Origin of the sequence: Phenylobacterium sp. (assembly GCF_004297125.1) — a bacterium.
GTDB lineage: Bacteria > Pseudomonadota > Alphaproteobacteria > Caulobacterales > Caulobacteraceae > Phenylobacterium.
In genome coordinates this window covers 276,379-290,453 of the sequence record NZ_SCVD01000001.1, presented here as the reverse complement: position 1 = coordinate 290,453, position 14,075 = coordinate 276,379, and the positions used below count along the sequence as shown (strand labels likewise).

General features: G+C 68.7%; 15 protein-coding genes. 10 read left to right on the top strand and 5 right to left on the bottom strand.

What is annotated here, in order from left to right; translation table 11 throughout:
• Window positions 1-3: 3 nt before the first annotated feature.
• Genes EPO51_RS01410 through EPO51_RS01395 form a run of 4 tightly spaced genes read left to right on the top strand, consistent with a single transcriptional unit; the run spans window position 4 to window position 5,263 of the window.
• Window positions 4-1,050 (top strand): phosphotransferase family protein, encoded by a 1,047-nt coding sequence (locus EPO51_RS01410; RefSeq protein ID WP_293345194.1) that lies wholly within the window; start codon window positions 4-6, stop codon window positions 1,048-1,050.
• A 9-nt stretch (window positions 1,051-1,059) separates the two neighbouring features.
• Window positions 1,060-1,833, top strand: a complete 774-nt coding sequence (locus EPO51_RS01405) for an SDR family NAD(P)-dependent oxidoreductase (protein WP_293345192.1) — start codon at window positions 1,060-1,062, stop codon at window positions 1,831-1,833.
• A gap of 47 nt (window positions 1,834-1,880) precedes the next feature.
• Entirely contained in the window at window positions 1,881-4,082 is a 2,202-nt protein-coding gene (gene purL, locus EPO51_RS01400) for a phosphoribosylformylglycinamidine synthase subunit PurL (RefSeq protein WP_293345190.1), read from the top strand.
• Window positions 4,079-5,263, top strand: coding sequence for an alanine racemase (locus EPO51_RS01395; RefSeq protein WP_293345188.1), 1,185 nt, complete (start codon window positions 4,079-4,081; stop codon window positions 5,261-5,263). The genes purL and EPO51_RS01395 overlap by 4 nt, the downstream gene beginning before the upstream one ends.
• Window positions 5,264-5,377: 114 nt before the next feature.
• Here the strand turns inward: EPO51_RS01395 and EPO51_RS01390 are convergent, their stop codons facing one another.
• From EPO51_RS01390 to EPO51_RS01375, 4 genes are all read right to left on the bottom strand, one after another.
• On the bottom strand, window positions 5,378-6,019 hold the full coding sequence (locus tag EPO51_RS01390; protein ID WP_293345186.1) for a PEPxxWA-CTERM sorting domain-containing protein: 642 nt from the start codon (window positions 6,017-6,019) through the stop codon (window positions 5,378-5,380).
• Window positions 6,020-6,401: 382 nt separating this feature from the next.
• A complete protein-coding gene (locus EPO51_RS01385) occupies window positions 6,402-6,992 on the bottom strand; it encodes a sigma-70 family RNA polymerase sigma factor (protein ID WP_293345184.1) in 591 nt (196 codons plus the stop codon).
• A 133-nt stretch (window positions 6,993-7,125) separates the two neighbouring features.
• Window positions 7,126-8,109, bottom strand: coding sequence for a glycine zipper 2TM domain-containing protein (locus tag EPO51_RS01380; protein ID WP_293345182.1), 984 nt, complete (start codon window positions 8,107-8,109; stop codon window positions 7,126-7,128).
• A gap of 226 nt (window positions 8,110-8,335) precedes the next feature.
• The gene (locus tag EPO51_RS01375; RefSeq protein WP_293345180.1) at window positions 8,336-8,818 is read right to left on the bottom strand and encodes a CinA family protein; all 483 of its coding nucleotides are present in this window, start codon (window positions 8,816-8,818) and stop codon (window positions 8,336-8,338) included.
• A 141-nt stretch (window positions 8,819-8,959) separates the two neighbouring features.
• On the opposite strand from EPO51_RS01375, the gene EPO51_RS01370 reads away from it, so the two are divergent.
• From EPO51_RS01370 to EPO51_RS01345, 6 genes are all read left to right on the top strand, one after another.
• Window positions 8,960-10,192, top strand: a complete 1,233-nt coding sequence (locus EPO51_RS01370) for a serine hydrolase domain-containing protein (protein ID WP_293345178.1) — start codon at window positions 8,960-8,962, stop codon at window positions 10,190-10,192.
• Window positions 10,193-10,263: 71 nt separating this feature from the next.
• Window positions 10,264-10,743: a DUF1579 domain-containing protein gene (locus EPO51_RS01365; RefSeq protein WP_293345176.1), complete on the top strand. Its 480-nt coding sequence runs from the start codon at window positions 10,264-10,266 to the stop codon at window positions 10,741-10,743.
• A 5-nt stretch (window positions 10,744-10,748) separates the two neighbouring features.
• Window positions 10,749-11,366: a LysE family translocator gene (locus tag EPO51_RS01360; RefSeq protein WP_293345174.1), complete on the top strand. Its 618-nt coding sequence runs from the start codon at window positions 10,749-10,751 to the stop codon at window positions 11,364-11,366.
• A 20-nt stretch (window positions 11,367-11,386) separates the two neighbouring features.
• Entirely contained in the window at window positions 11,387-11,620 is a 234-nt protein-coding gene (locus EPO51_RS01355) for a BolA family protein (RefSeq protein ID WP_293345172.1), read from the top strand.
• Window positions 11,621-11,687: 67 nt separating this feature from the next.
• Entirely contained in the window at window positions 11,688-12,032 is a 345-nt protein-coding gene (gene grxD / locus EPO51_RS01350; RefSeq protein ID WP_293345170.1) for a Grx4 family monothiol glutaredoxin, read from the top strand.
• A complete protein-coding gene (locus tag EPO51_RS01345; protein ID WP_293345168.1) occupies window positions 12,029-12,448 on the top strand; it encodes an acyl-CoA thioesterase in 420 nt (139 codons plus the stop codon). The genes grxD and EPO51_RS01345 overlap by 4 nt, the downstream gene beginning before the upstream one ends.
• Here the strand turns inward: EPO51_RS01345 and EPO51_RS01340 are convergent.
• Complete coding sequence (locus tag EPO51_RS01340; RefSeq protein WP_293345166.1) at window positions 12,441-13,997, bottom strand: tetratricopeptide repeat protein; 1,557 nt, start codon at window positions 13,995-13,997, stop codon at window positions 12,441-12,443. The genes EPO51_RS01345 and EPO51_RS01340 overlap by 8 nt on opposite strands.
• Window positions 13,998-14,075 lie beyond the last annotated feature (78 nt).

The window sequence follows — 14,075 nt, the reverse complement described above, 5'->3', positions numbered from 1 at the left end:
GCCATGACAACGACAGAGCCGCCCGTCCGAGAGGTCGTCCCCGCCCATCGTTTCGATGAGGCCCGCCTGCACGCCTGGCTGCGTCGCGCGCTGCCCGAGATCGGCGACACGCTGCAGGTCCGTCAGTTCCAGGGCGGCGCATCCAACCCGACCTTCCTGCTGACCCGCGCCGACGGTCGCCACTACGTCCTGCGGAAGAAGCCGCCGGGCCAGTTGCTGTCCAGCGCCCACCAGGTCGACCGCGAGTACCGCGCGATGAAGGCGCTGGAGGGCCAGATCCCCGTGCCGCGCATGCGCGCGCTCTGCGAAGATCCCGAGGTGATCGGCACCAGTTTCTACGTGATGGACTATCTGGAGGGCCGGATCTTTCGCGACGCGACCCTGCCCGACCAGACCCCCGCCGAGCGCGCCGCAATCTACGACGACCTGAACGCCACCCTGGCCAAGCTACACGGCGTGGACTTCGAGGCCGTCGGGCTGGGCGACTACGGCCGGCATGGCGCCTATTTCGAGCGTCAGGTCGCCCGCTGGACGCGCCAGTACCGCGACGCCGAATCCGAGAGCATCCCGGCCATGGACGCCCTGATCGAGAAACTCCCGGCCCGCATCCCCGCCGACCAGTCGGTCTCGATCGCCCACGGCGACTACCGCCTCGAGAACGTGATGTTCCATCCGACCGAGCCCCGGATCATCGCGGTGCTGGACTGGGAGCTCTCCACCATCGGCCACCCACTGGCCGATATCGCCTACAACGCCTTCATCTGGCGCTCGCACTCGCCGGGCTGGGGCAGCCTTGACGGCGTGGACTTCACGAACAGCGGCATCCCGACCGAGGCCGAATACGTCGACGCCTACCGGCGGCGCACCGGCCGCGCCGAGATCGCGGACTGGCCATTCTACATGGCCTTCGGGATCTTCCGGCTGGCGTCGATCTCCCAGGGGGTCTACCGCCGCATCCTGTCCGGCACGCTCGCCAGCGAGCGCGAGGCCATCAACGGCTGTCCGCCCCTGGCCGAACAGGCCCTGGCGATCCTCGAAGGCCGCGAGTAGGAGCGACGGATGCATCTCGGATTGGACGGCAAGGTCATCTTCGTCGCCGGCGCCAGCCGCGGCATCGGCCTGGGGATCGTGGAAGCCTGCCTGGCGGAGGGCGCCAAGGTCGCCATCACCGCCCGCGGCGCGGAGGCGCTGGAGGCCGAGCGGGCGCGGCTGGCCGACGCCTACGGCGCCGAGCGCCTGTTCGCCCTTTCCGGCGACATGCGCGACACCAAGGTCATCGAGAACGCCGTCGAACGCACCGAGGACGAGTTCGGACCGATCTTCGGCGCCGTGGCCAACGTGGGCCTCTATCCCTGCCCGCCGGGCTTCGAGGTCGATGACGAGACGTGGGACGCGGGCTTCACCCAGAACCTGGACTCGGCCTGGCGCCTCTCGCGCGCGGCGCTTCGTCGGATGACGCCGCGCGGCGACGGCTCGGTGCTGCTGATCAGCTCCATCGCCGGCCTGGGCGCCCTGGGCACGGCCCTCACCTACGGCACCTCCAAGGCGGCGATGAACCACCTGACCAAGGAGCTGGCGAGGATCGCCGGCGCCAGCGGCGTCCGCGTCAACGCCATCGCGCCCGGCAACATCATCTTCCCCGGTGGAACCTGGGAGACCAATTCCACCGGGCCGCGCGGCGACTCCTGGCTGCGGTGGGTGAAGCGCGAGGTGCCGCTCAACCGCTTCGGCCGCCCGGAAGAGATCGGCGCCGTCGCCGCGTTCCTGATGAGCCCCCAGGCCAGTTTCGTGACCGGCGCGATCGTGCCGGTGGACGGGGGACAGACGCGCTAGCGCCTCGCCTCTCGCCCCCGGCGGAGAGTCCCGCTAGAAGGCGCGCCATGAGCGCCGCGCCTGCAAAGACCATGGCCGAAAAGGCCGCCGAGTACGGCCTGAAGGCCGACGAATACGAGCTGATCGTCCGCCGCCTGAACCGCGAGCCGTTGGACGTCGAACTGGGCGTCTTTTCGGTGATGTGGTCCGAGCACTGCTCGTACAAGTCCTCGAAGAAGCACCTGGTGAAGTTCCCGACCAAGGGGCCCAAGGTGATCTGCGGCCCCGGCGAAAACGCCGGCGTCATCGACATCGGCGACGGCCAGGCCTGCATCTTCAAGATGGAGAGCCACAACCACCCGTCCTTCATCGAGCCCTACCAGGGCGCTGCGACGGGGGTCGGCGGGATCATGCGCGACGTCTTCACCATGGGCGCGCGGCCCATCGCGCTGCTGAACGCGCTCCGCTTCGGCGACCCCAGCCATCCGAAGACCAGGCGCCTGGTCTCCGGCGTGGTCAGCGGCATCGGCGGCTACGGCAACTGCGTCGGCGTGCCCACCGTGGCCGGCGAGACCAACTTCCACCGCGGGTACGACGGCAACATCCTGGTCAACGCCATGTGCGTGGGCCTGGCCGACGCGGACAAGATCTTCTACTCGGCCGCCCCCTCGCCCGGCCTGCCGGTGGTCTACTTCGGCTCCAAGACCGGCCGCGACGGCATCCACGGCGCCACCATGGCCAGCCAGGAGTTCGACGACGCCTCGGACGAGAAGCGCCCGACGGTCCAGGTCGGCGACCCCTTCGCCGAGAAACTGCTGATCGAAGCGACCCTGGAGCTCATGGCGTCCGGCGCCGTCGCCGCGATCCAGGACATGGGCGCGGCGGGCCTCACCTCCTCATCGGTGGAGATGGCCGGCAAGGGCGGCGTGGGCATCGAGCTCGACCTCGACGCCGTGCCCCAGCGCGAAGAGAACATGTCCGCCTACGAGATGATGCTCTCGGAGAGCCAGGAGCGGATGCTGGCGGTGCTGAAGCCGGGCCGCGAGGCCGACGGGCAGCGCATCTTCGAGAAATGGGGCCTGGACGCCGCCACCATCGGCCATACCACCGACACCGGCCACATGGTGCTGAAGCACAAGGGCGAGATCGTCTGCGACGTGCCGCTGGCGCCGTTGTTCGACGATGCGCCGCTGTACGACCGGCCGTGGGTCGCGCCCGCGCCGCAGCCCCGGCTGGCGATCGGCGACGTGCCGACGCCGGGCGACCTCAAGGCCGCCGTGCTCAAGCTGATGGCCGCACCGGACATGGCGTCCAAGCGCTGGCTCTGGGAGCAGTACGACCGCCATGTGATGGCCGACACGCTGGAGGACAGCGCCACCGGCGCCGACGCCGGGATCGTGCGCGTGCATGGCGGCCGCAAGGCCCTGGCCGTCACCTCCGACGTCACGCCCCGCTACGTGCTGAACGACCCCTACGAAGGTGGCAAGCAGGCGGTGGCCGAAGCCTGGCGCAATCTGACCGCCGTGGGCGCCCTGCCGATCGCCATCACCGACAACCTGAACTTCGGCAACCCCGAGCGCCCCGAGATCATGGGCCAGATCGTCCGCGCCATCGAGGGCATGGCGGAGGCCTGCCGCGAGCTCGACTTCCCGGTCGTGAGCGGCAACGTCAGCCTCTACAACGAGACCAATGGCGCCGCGATCCCGCCGACGCCGACCGTGGGCGGGGTGGGCCTGATCGCCGACTACTCCCACCGCGCCGACTTCAGCTCGCTCAAGACCGGTGACATCCTGGTCCTGATCGGGGCCACCAAGGGCGAACTGGGCGCCTCGATGTACCTGCGCGAGATCGGCGGCCGCGAAGACGGCGCGCCGCCGCCGGTGGACCTGGGCCTGGAGCGCAGGACCGGCGACCTCGTCCGCGGCCTCATCCAGGGCGGCCAGCTCAAGACCGTTCACGACCTCTCGGACGGCGGCCTGGCTGCGGCGCTCTGCGAGATGTGCCTGGCCTCCAACGTCGGGGCGGACCTGCGCCTGGAAGGCGAGCCCTGGGTCACCCTCTTCGCCGAGGACCAGGCCCGCTACCTGGTCGCCCTGAACGATCCGACCCCGGTGCTGCAGGCGGCCCGGGCGGCCGGGATCCCCGCCGCGATCCTGGGCGAGGCCGGCGGAGAGGCGATCCGCGTCGAAGGCGGCCTGGACCTGCCCCTTGCCGAACTCCGCACCGCCCACGAGGGCTGGATGCCGGCCTTCATGGGTGAGCCCGCGTGAGCCCGCTCCGCCCAGCCGCAGCCATCCGGCAGGAACTGGGCGCCGCGGCCGACAAGCCGCACGTCGCCTTCGCCCTCGCCCGCCTGGGCGGACCGGGCTCGGCGCAGCTGATCCCGACGCCGGCCTCGGTCCTCGACCTCGACGCCTTCGACCGCAACGTCGCCAAGATGGCGAGCCGCGCCGCCAAGGCCGGCCTGGCGCTGCGTCCCCATTCCAAGTCGCACAAGTGCGCGGCCCTCGTCCGCCGCCAGATCGAGGCGGGCGCCGTCGGCATATGCTGCGCCAAGCTGGCCGAGGCCGAGGCGATGGCCGCTGCCGGGATCGGCCGGATCCTGGTCACCTCCCCCATCGCCGGGCCCACGAACGCCCAGCGCGCCGCGCGACTGGCCGCGGAGCTGCCGGACTTCCGGATCGTCCTGGACCATCCCGACGCCGCCGCCGAGCTGGGCGAGGCCTCTCAAGGGCCGATCCAGGTGGTGATCGACATCGATGTCGGCATGGGCCGCACGGGCTGCCACGATCCGGACCAGGCGGCCGCCGTCGCGCGCGCCATCGCCGCCCAGCCGAACCTGAAGCTGCTCGGCGTCCAGGGCTACGGCGGCAGCTGGCAGCACATTGAAGGGGCGAACGCCCGCGCCGCGGCCGCGGCCGAAGGGATGGCCAAGCTCACGGCCGCTATCGCCGCGATCCGCGCCGTCGGCGGCAATGTCCAGGTGGTCACCGGCGGCGGCACCGGCACCTTCGAGGCCGACGCCGCCCAAGGCGTGCTGAACGAGGTCCAGCCCGGCTCCTACGCCTTCATGGACAAGGAATACCGCGACGCCCTGAAGTCCGACCCCGACGGCGCGTTCGAACAGGCGGCGATGATCGTCACCACGGTGATCAGCGCCAACCATCCCAAGTGGGTGACCCTGGACGCCGGCCTGAAGGCCTTCTCCACCGAGGGCCCGATGCCCCAGCCCCTGACGCCGAGGTTCGCCGCCGCGACCTATCGCTTCTTCGGCGACGAGCACGGCATGATCACCCGGCCGGCCGGCGCGCCCGTCGTCCGTGGCGAACGCCTGGCGCTGGCCCCCGGCCACATCGATCCCACCCTCGACCGCTACGACCTGATGCACCTGATCCAGGGCGACGTGTTGGTGGACATCGTGCGGCTGGAGGCGCGGGGCGCGTCGCAATAGCCCCGGCCGCCGGTCCGCCGACAAGATGCGACACCGGCGTGGGGAGCACCGGTGTCGCAAGCACGCAAGGTCTCTTGAAAGGCCGGGCGCGTGCGGGGAGCTATGGCGCTCCTTCTACCCGGCGAACGCGAACCGCCCACGCTTCCGGCGCATGAGCGCGCCCACGCCGCCGAAGCCGATGATCATCATGGCCCAGGTCGCCGGCTCAGGGACGGCGGTCAGCCCACCCAGGCGCAGTTGTCCGAGCGCGACTTCCTGACTGGTCCTGAAGTCGATGCTGGTGATCACTTGGCCGTTGGTCGCGACGAAGTTGAAGAACTGGTCGTTGGTGATCCCGCCGAAGAACTGGCTGAACGCCGTCCCGTCCGAGTCGACACCGCCCAGGGTGATGCTCCAGGCCTGCGGCGGCCCGCCGCCGTTCGGGACGTTGATGTTGATCTCGGCGGCCGTGAACGTCGATCCAGGTGTGGAGATGTTGAGGAAGGTCAGCCCCCCGTCATCCGTGCCGACCACCCAGGCCTGGCCCGGTCCGCCCGTCGCGATGATGTTCTCCTCGCCCGTCAGCAGTACATCCCAGCCCTCGTCGCTCTTCCCCAGCACCTCGAGGTCGCTGCCGTCGTCAGCGGCGTCGAACAGGATGGTGTCCAGGTTGCCGGGGACATTCCCCAGGAAGAACTGGATATCGGCGAGGGCTGGCCCCGCGACTGACAAGGAGGCGATGGCCGCGCCTGCGGCGAGGATGTGACGAAACGTCATGGCTGCACCCCTATGAATTCGGGGTCTGGAAGATCCCATCCCCCGCGCATCACGGAAGCGAAGACCTTCATTCAGCAATCAGGCAAGTTGCCTCGCTCGAATATTAAAACATGTTAAAAAACTATCTCGTGATCGAACAAGCTTTGCCATGTAATTATTAAGCGTCATCCACTCGACAATTAACACGCAACATCCATCTGCTCCCATTTCGCAGACCATTTCTAGTTGCGTAAGCATCAATTACTATCTCTCGACGGAGACGATAAAAAATCCGCCATCTCGCGATGCGGTTGTGCGGTTGTGGCAGCCAGGATGACCGGGACGAAGCGCGCGGCCTTCGCCGCGACGACGGGCGCCCAGGACGACCCGCCCGCCGGTCTTGTCAGGCGGCGAGCGGCAGGCCTCCGGCGCGCTCGCACTGCGAGAGGATGTCCGCCATGGCCGCGCTGGGTCGAATCGAGTCCTTGGGGACTGCCGCTTCGGCCATGATCCGGTCGATGTGCCGGCGCGCCCGGCTCACGCGGCTCTTCACGGTGCCGACGGGGCAGCCGCACATCTCGGCGGCCTCCTCGTAGGAGCAGCCGGCCGCGCCCACCAGGACCAGGGCCTCGCGTTGTTCGTCCGGCAGCAGCAGCATCGCGCGCCGCAGTTCGTCCAGCTCGAGCACGGCGGTGGGGTTGGCGACGGCGATCAGGGTCTGCTCGACCACCTGCTGGTCGAAGGCGACGTTCCGCCACGCCCGGCGCCGCTCCGAATAGAACTGGTTGCGCATGATCGTGAACACCCAGGCCTTCAGGTTGGTGCCCGGCTGGTACCTGCTCCGCGCGGTCCAGGCCCTCAGCAGGCCGTCCTGGGCCAGGTCTTCCGCCGCCGTCCTGTCGCCACACAGGCCGCGGGCGAACGCACGCATGTGGGGGACGAGCGCCGTGAGCTCCCTGGAGAACGTCGCGGCGGGGGTCTGATCGAGGGTCATCGGTCGAAGCTTTCGGGTCGTGGCGCTTCGAGGCGAGCGAAGCTGCGCCTCAGGCCACATGTCGTTCAACGCGGATCCGGGGGTCCCCGCGCCGCGGACGGCGCGAGGATCCTCTTCGCGAAGCCTTGCGGCCTCAGTACTGGCGGACCGGACCGCGCCGCATCTCACGGACGTCGTCGGACAGGGTGTCCAGCTTGGCCAGGATCATCGTCCGATCCCGCTCGCGCAGGTCGCCGCTGCGCCTGCGCAGGCTGCGCTCCTCCCGGCCGATGGCGGCCAGGGTGCGTAGCGCCCGGTCCCCCTCGGAACGGGTCAGGGTTCCGTCGTTCAAGCCGCGGCGGATGCGCTCGTCCAGCCAGGCCTGGCGGCCGGCGATGTCCGTGGGCGCGTTGGCGTGGCGGCCGTTGTTCGTGGCCTCGACCGTGATCCAGCGGCCACGGGCGTCGTAGTAGCCTGTGACCTCGCCGCGCCGCCATTGGCCGTTGTCGTAGTAGCCCGGCTGCAGGTCGGAGGCGCGGGCAGCACGGCCGGGCATCCAGCGGCCATTGGCGTCGTAGCTTCCGGTCGCAGGGCCCGCGATCCAGCGCCCCCGGGTGTCATAATGCCCGCTGGCCGCGCCTGCGACCCAGCGGCCGTCCGCGGCGTAGTAGCCATTCGCGGACGCCGGGACCCAGCGCCCGCGGCCGTCGTAGTAGCCGGCGGCCGAGGCGTCGGTGTTCGCCACGGTCCAGCGGCCGGAACTGTCGTAGTGGCCGTTCGGCGCGCCCTCGACCCATTCGCCCTGACGGTCGAAATAGCCCCGCGCGTCCTGTCGGCTGACCGTGCTGGCGTGCCAGGCGCCGGCGTTGTCGTAGTAGCCGTAGGCATGAGCGCAATCGACGCCGGGCTTGGCCAGCTGGTTGCCGATGACGCCGCCGCCCAGGCCGCCGACCACGGCGCCCGCCGTGCGGTCGCCCTTACCGGCGATGGCGCTGCCGAGCAGTGCGCCGATGCCGGCGCCGGCGATCGTGCCGACGGCCTGCTGGGACCGCCGCTGCTCGCAGCTTTGCTGGGCCAACGCGAACGAAGGGAGAAGGGCCGCGGCAGCAATGCCCGCGACGAGTAGATGTTTGTGCATTTTGGGATTCCTGAGTGGATTCAAATCCGCTCTCTGGAAACACCATAGCACAGCTAGACAATCTCCGATGTGATAATCGGAAGTCTAGCAGCATGTATATTATAACAAATTCATGGAACCTATTTCCACTTCACGCACTTGATCGACATTCCTATTCAAATTTGTCGCCTTATGAACTTCGCATGAACATCCGAAATCAAGAGGATGAGGCGGCATAAGACTTGCGTTATTTGACCAAGGCCCGCTTCAGCAGCTCCAGCGCCGCGGCGGCGAACGCCTCCATGTTGGCGGCGCGGTCGGCGGAGCCGGTCTCGATGGTCAGCACCGCCTCGACCGGACCGGACACCGCCACGCAGGTGTGCCCGGCCGCATCGCCGTACGGGTTCCCGGTCGGCCCCGCCGCGCCGGTCTCGGACAGGCCCCATGTCGCGCCATAGCGCTCCACCTGGTTGCGGGCCAGCAGCAACGCATAGGGCTCGCTGGCCGAGCGCACGCCCTCCAGCGCCTCGCGCGGGATATCGGTCAGCAGCACGCGGGCCTTGGCTGTGTAGACCACCGCCCCGCCCAGATAGTAGGCGCTGGCGCCCGGCACGCTCAGCAGCGCCGCCGAGATCAGGCCTCCGGACGAACTCTCCGCCACCGCGATCTTCTCGCCGCGGGCCTTCAACGTCTCGCCGATCTCGGCCGCCATGTCGTAGAGCGCTTTCATACCCGTCCTTCCACCGCCAAACCGAGAGGGTTGGCTTCTTGTTTCAAGGCGAGAGCGCAATCCTGCGCTCTTGGCCAAACAGCCGTTCGGCGTCCATGATGCCGTTATTCAAGAGAAGAACCATACTGCCGGAGGATTTCGATGGACGCCCAGTCGCAGTGGACAGGCCTGGACGCGGGCCGGCTGGAACGGGTCGCCGAGCACCTGGAACGCAACTACATCGGCCCGGGCAAAATTCCCGGCTGCCAGGTCAGCATCGCCCGCCACGGCCACCTGGCCTATTTCAAATCCTTCGGATCGATGGACCTGGAGCGCGGCAAGGCCACCCGCGACGACACGATCTACCGCATCTATTCCATGACCAAGCCGATCACGTCGGTGGCGCTGATGACGCTGTACGAGCAGGGTTATTTCCAGCTCAACGACCCCGTCAGCCGTTACGTGCCGTCGTGGAAGAACCACCGCGTCTGGATCTCCGGCGAGGGCGACGACATGCAGACCGAGCGGCCGACCCGCCCGGTCACATTCCGCGACGTGCTGTGCCACACCGCCGGCCTGACCTACGGCGGCGGCCTGCCCGGCGTCGGCATCCAGCACCCGATCGACAAGGTCTACCGCGCGCTCAAGATCCGCTCGCTGGACGGCGCCGACACGATGCTGGAATTCATGGACAAGCTCAGCCAGGTCCCGCTGCGCTACCAGCCCGGCACGGCCTGGATGTATTCGCTGGCCACCGACGTCTGTGGCGCGCTGGTCGAGATCATCTCGGGCAAGCCCCTGGCGCAATACTTCGACGAGGTGATCTTCCGGCCGCTGGGCATGAAGGACACCGCCTTCCGGGTGACCCCCGACAAGGTGGCCCGGTTCGCGGCCAACTATCAGCGAGGCCCGGACAAGAAGCTGAAGCTGCTGGACGATCCGGCCACCAGTCCCTTCACCCATGAGCCCGGCTTCAAGTCGGGCGGCGGCGGCCTGACCGGGACCAGCGCCGACTACCTGCGCTTCTGCGAGATGCTGCGCCGGGGCGGCGAACTGGACGGCCACCGGGTGCTGGGGCCTCGCACCCTCGCGCTGATGCACATGAACCACCTGCCCGGCGGCAAGCAGCTCACCGACGTGGCGCTCGGCGGCTTCTCCGAGACCGCCTACGACGGGGTCGGTTTCGGCCTCGGGTTCGCCTCCACCCTGGGCGAGGTGGAGTCCGGCGGCCTGGGCGCCGGCGACTACTACTGGGGCGGAGCGGCTTCGACGATCTTCTGGGTCGACCCGAAGGAAGACCTCTCGGTGATCTTCATGACCCAGCTCATGCCGTCGGGCACGTTCAACTTCCGCGGACAGCTCAAGAGCATCGTCTACTCGTCGATCATCGACTGATGAGCGCGCCTGCTGACACGCCGCTGTCAGCAGGCGCCCGCTACATCCCTCCCCAACAGAGGGATACGAACATGGCCTACGACGCCCACGACGACGGACGGCGCGACTTCCATTTCCTGTACGGGCGCTGGAGGGTCGAGCACCACCGGCTGACGACGCGCGGCGTCGGCGGCGACGACTGGGACGTGTTCCACAGCGACACCTACTGCCAGGGCCTGATGGGCGGGCTGTGCAATGTCGACGAGAACGACTTCCCCGAGCGCGGCTTCCAGGGCCTGTCGTTCCGCACCTTCAATGTGGAGACCGGCCAGTGGGCGATCTACTGGGTCAACAGCGCCTCCGGCGTGTTGCAGAATCCGGTGTTCGGACGCTTCGAGAACGGCATTGGCCTGTTCCACGGCGAGGATGTGGACGGCGACCGGCCGGTGAAGGTGGTCTACCGTTGGGAGGACATCACCGCGTCTTCGGCGTGCTGGAGCCAGGCCTTCTCGTACGACGGCGGCCAGACCTGGGAGACCAACTGGATCATGGATTTCACCCGGACCGCCTAGGGAAGATGACCGAACATATCCTGTCCCTCGCCGCCCTGTTCGGTCTGGCCCTCGCGACGTCGATCATCCCCGGGCCCTCGAACTTCCTGACGATGCGGGTCGCCATGCGCCGCGGCCGCGGACCCGCGCTGGCCACGGCGCTCGGAACGACCTTGGGCTGCGTGATCTGGTGCGGCGCGGCCGTCGTGGGCCTGGGCGCCCTGCTGGCCGCCGCGCCGTGGCTCTACAAGATCCTGCGGGTCGGGGGCGGCCTCTATCTGATCTGGTTCGCGATCGCGCTCTGGCGCGCCAAGCCCGAGCCGGAGACCGCCGAGCCGCCACCCGGCGCGGCGCGGGCCGCCTTCTGGCAGGGCCTGGCCATCTGTCTGACCAACCCCAAGTCGGTGCTGTTCTTCGCCAGCGTCTTCTCCGCCTACGTGGGCCCGGAGACCCCGGCCTGGGTCCACGGGGCCGCCGTCCTGGTGGTCACCGTCACCTGCCTGCTCTGGCAGGCGGGCCTGGCGTTGGCCTTCTCCGCCCTGCGCGCCGCGCAAGCCTATGCGCGGGCGCAGAAGCCGCTGGACCGCGGTGCGGCGGGACTGATGGGCGCGTTCGGGCTCTCGCTCCTCTGGACGGCCGGCTGAGGCGGGCCTAAGTCCGAGTCATGCCGATGTCCCAACCCGACCTGGAAGCCGTCCTGCGCGAAGGCTTCCCCGACGCCACCATCGAGATCGAGGACCTGGCGGGCGACGGCGACCACTACAAGGCCCGCATCGTCTCCAAGGCGTTCGCCGGCCTGCCGCGCGTCCGCCAGCACCAGCTCGTCTATGCCGCGCTCAAGGGCAAGATGGGCGGCGAACTCCATGCCCTGGCCCTCGAGACCTCCGCGCCAGCCTGACGCGCTTGACCCGGCGGACCTGCGTCCCTAGCTCTTGGTCGAAGATCTTGCGCCGAAAGGGCGACCCATGTCCGAAGCCGCCACCGCCAACCCTGTCCACGACTGGATCGCCAAGTCCGTGGCCGAACACAACGTCGTCCTGTTCATGAAGGGCGAGCCGGAACAGCCCCGCTGCGGCTTCTCGGCCGTGACGGTGCAGATCCTGGATCACCTGGGCGTGGACTTCGTGGGTGTCGACGTCCTGCAGTCCGAGCCGCTGCGCGAGGGCATCAAGACCTATTCCGACTGGCCGACGATCCCCCAGCTCTACGTGAAGGGCGAATTCGTCGGCGGCTGCGACATCGTCAAGGAGATGTTCCAGTCGGGCGAGCTGAAGGCCATGCTGGAAGAGCAAGGCCTCATTACCGCGTGACGAAACTGCTCGAACCGCCGGAAGGCCGGCAGGTCTTCTGCCGCACGTTCGAGCCCACGCCTGCCGACATCGACGAGAACGGCCACGTGAACAATGTGGTCTATCTGCGCTGGGCCCAGGACATGGGCGTCGCGCACTGGCAGAGCCGCGCGCCCGCCCAGGAACAGGCGACCTGGGCCTGGATCGCGCTGCGCCACGAGATCGACTACCGCCGCCCGCTCTTGCCCGGCGAGACCGCCCAGGCCCGAACCTGGGTCGCCGAGGCGCCGCAGGGCCCCCGCTTCGACCGCTTCATCCGCATCGACGGCCCCGACGGCCAGATGTGCGCCCAGGTCCACACCACCTGGGTGCTGATCGAACAGGCCACCGGCCGCCCGCGCCGGGTGCCCGACTGGATCACCCAGGTCTTTACCTAGTTGGTGTGGTCGGCGCGGCCGGCGCCCCGGCCGGCCCGGGCTGAGGCGCCTCGTCCTCCTCGTCGCCCAGCGCCTCGAGGTCCAGGGCGCCCAGGCGACCCTGGTTCAGCAGCGTCCGCGCCTGCTGGGCGGCGCGGCCGCCGTGGGGGTTGTTGATCACCGGCGCCAGCACCTTCGCCGCCTCGTCGCGGCGGCCTTTCTGCAGCAGGGCCATCCCCAGGCGGAACGAACTCTCCTGCACCGCGGGCGCCAAGTATCGCGCCTCCGTAAGCGCGGCCAGGTCGTTGTCTGTCGGAAACACGGGCTCGATCGACCGGCTCAGCGCATAGGCGAACAGGGTGCGGAAATCGCCCTTGTCCAGCTGGTAGGCCTTGGCCAGCAGCGGCCGCGCGGCGCGGTAGCGGGCTTCGCGCTTCTCGCTGTCCCGCATGCCCGCCATGACCTGGCCCGTGCCCGCCAGCAGGAGGTCTTCCACATCGTCGGGCGTGGCCTCCAGCCGCCGCTTCATGATCGCCTCGGCGGCGGCCACGTCGCCCATGACGAACTCGGCGCGGGCGAGGACCTGCTCGGCGAACCGGTCGCCCGGATACCGCGCCGCCTTGCGCCGCACGTTCGCCAGGAAGTCCGGATCGAGCCGGCCTGTCGGCCAGAGGACCAGGCGCATTTCGTCCAGCAGCAGGTCGTCGGCGCTCCGGGGCATGACCGTGACCGTCATTTGCGGTGTGAGCCCGGGGTTCCTGACCCCGACCAGCGGCAGCTTGCGGTATTTCTTCAGCGCCGCCGTCAGGTCCGCCAGGCTGCCGCCTGTCGCGCTCTCCATCGACTTCACCGGGTCCTTGCCGTCGGCGATCGCCTTGATCGCCACGTCGAGCTGTCGGGCCCGCGTGTCGTCGCTGCGCATGTAGTGGGTGAGCAGCCAGGCCTGGGCGTAATAGACGTTGGTTTTCGCCGGACGGGTTTCTCCCGTCGTCTTCGAAAGCAATTCCTCCATCGGCAGCCAGGTCTCGTTGAAGATTCCATAGGCCCGCGCCGGGTTGTACCCGCCGATCTTGATCTGGTCCTTGGTGATCTCCGTCGTCATGAAATACTCGGCCCAACCCTCGACGAACCAGGCGGGATAGGCGGACGGGAAGTTCTCCAGCATGAAGTGATGGGCGTACTCGTGGAACAGCACGGCGTCCGCCCCGACGAGGCCCTCGCTCTTCACCGCGAAGGCGAAGACGCCTTCGTTCATCGCGCTGTAGAAGCCCAGCGTGTACTTCTGCAGGTATGGGCGGACCCGCTTCAGGTCGCTCTGATCGGCCAGCAGGAACACCTGGACCTTGGTGGGGGCCTTCCGGTCCATCGTGGACGGATGGAACCTGCGCAGGACCCAGTCGTAGGTGGTGAGCTTGGTGGCGAAGTCGCGCACCGACTTCTCGCCGCCCTCGCCGTAGACGACGAACCTGTCGGTCTCGGCGCGGATCCAGGCCGCCTGCGCCGGCGCAGCCAGCAATAACACGGCTAGGACGCCCATGAGCGCCCGCGCCACCAACGCCCGAAACTCCATGCGCCCCTCGACCATCGATAGTTGCGTGAGGTTATGTCCGCGTCCGCAGCGTGTCGAGCGCATGTGAACCACCGGCTT

What these genes read in the sequence shown, in the direction of transcription:
- EPO51_RS01380 (WP_293345182.1), bottom strand. Translation starts at nt 8,109, where the DNA reads ATGCACAAACATCTACTCGTCGCGGGCATTGCTGCCGCGGCCCTTCTC.
- EPO51_RS01385 (WP_293345184.1), bottom strand. Translation starts at nt 6,992, where the DNA reads ATGACCCTCGATCAGACCCCCGCCGCGACGTTCTCCAGGGAGCTCACG.
- EPO51_RS01410 (WP_293345194.1), top strand. Translation starts at nt 4, where the DNA reads ATGACAACGACAGAGCCGCCCGTCCGAGAGGTCGTCCCCGCCCATCGT.
- EPO51_RS01355 (WP_293345172.1), top strand. Translation starts at nt 11,387, where the DNA reads ATGCCGATGTCCCAACCCGACCTGGAAGCCGTCCTGCGCGAAGGCTTC.
- EPO51_RS01360 (WP_293345174.1), top strand. Translation starts at nt 10,749, where the DNA reads ATGACCGAACATATCCTGTCCCTCGCCGCCCTGTTCGGTCTGGCCCTC.
- EPO51_RS01390 (WP_293345186.1), bottom strand. Translation starts at nt 6,019, where the DNA reads ATGACGTTTCGTCACATCCTCGCCGCAGGCGCGGCCATCGCCTCCTTG.
- EPO51_RS01370 (WP_293345178.1), top strand. Translation starts at nt 8,960, where the DNA reads ATGGACGCCCAGTCGCAGTGGACAGGCCTGGACGCGGGCCGGCTGGAA.
- EPO51_RS01375 (WP_293345180.1), bottom strand. Translation starts at nt 8,818, where the DNA reads ATGAAAGCGCTCTACGACATGGCGGCCGAGATCGGCGAGACGTTGAAG.
- EPO51_RS01340 (WP_293345166.1), bottom strand. Translation starts at nt 13,997, where the DNA reads ATGGAGTTTCGGGCGTTGGTGGCGCGGGCGCTCATGGGCGTCCTAGCC.
- EPO51_RS01365 (WP_293345176.1), top strand. Translation starts at nt 10,264, where the DNA reads ATGGCCTACGACGCCCACGACGACGGACGGCGCGACTTCCATTTCCTG.
- EPO51_RS01405 (WP_293345192.1), top strand. Translation starts at nt 1,060, where the DNA reads ATGCATCTCGGATTGGACGGCAAGGTCATCTTCGTCGCCGGCGCCAGC.
- grxD (WP_293345170.1), top strand. Translation starts at nt 11,688, where the DNA reads ATGTCCGAAGCCGCCACCGCCAACCCTGTCCACGACTGGATCGCCAAG.
- purL (WP_293345190.1), top strand. Translation starts at nt 1,881, where the DNA reads ATGAGCGCCGCGCCTGCAAAGACCATGGCCGAAAAGGCCGCCGAGTAC.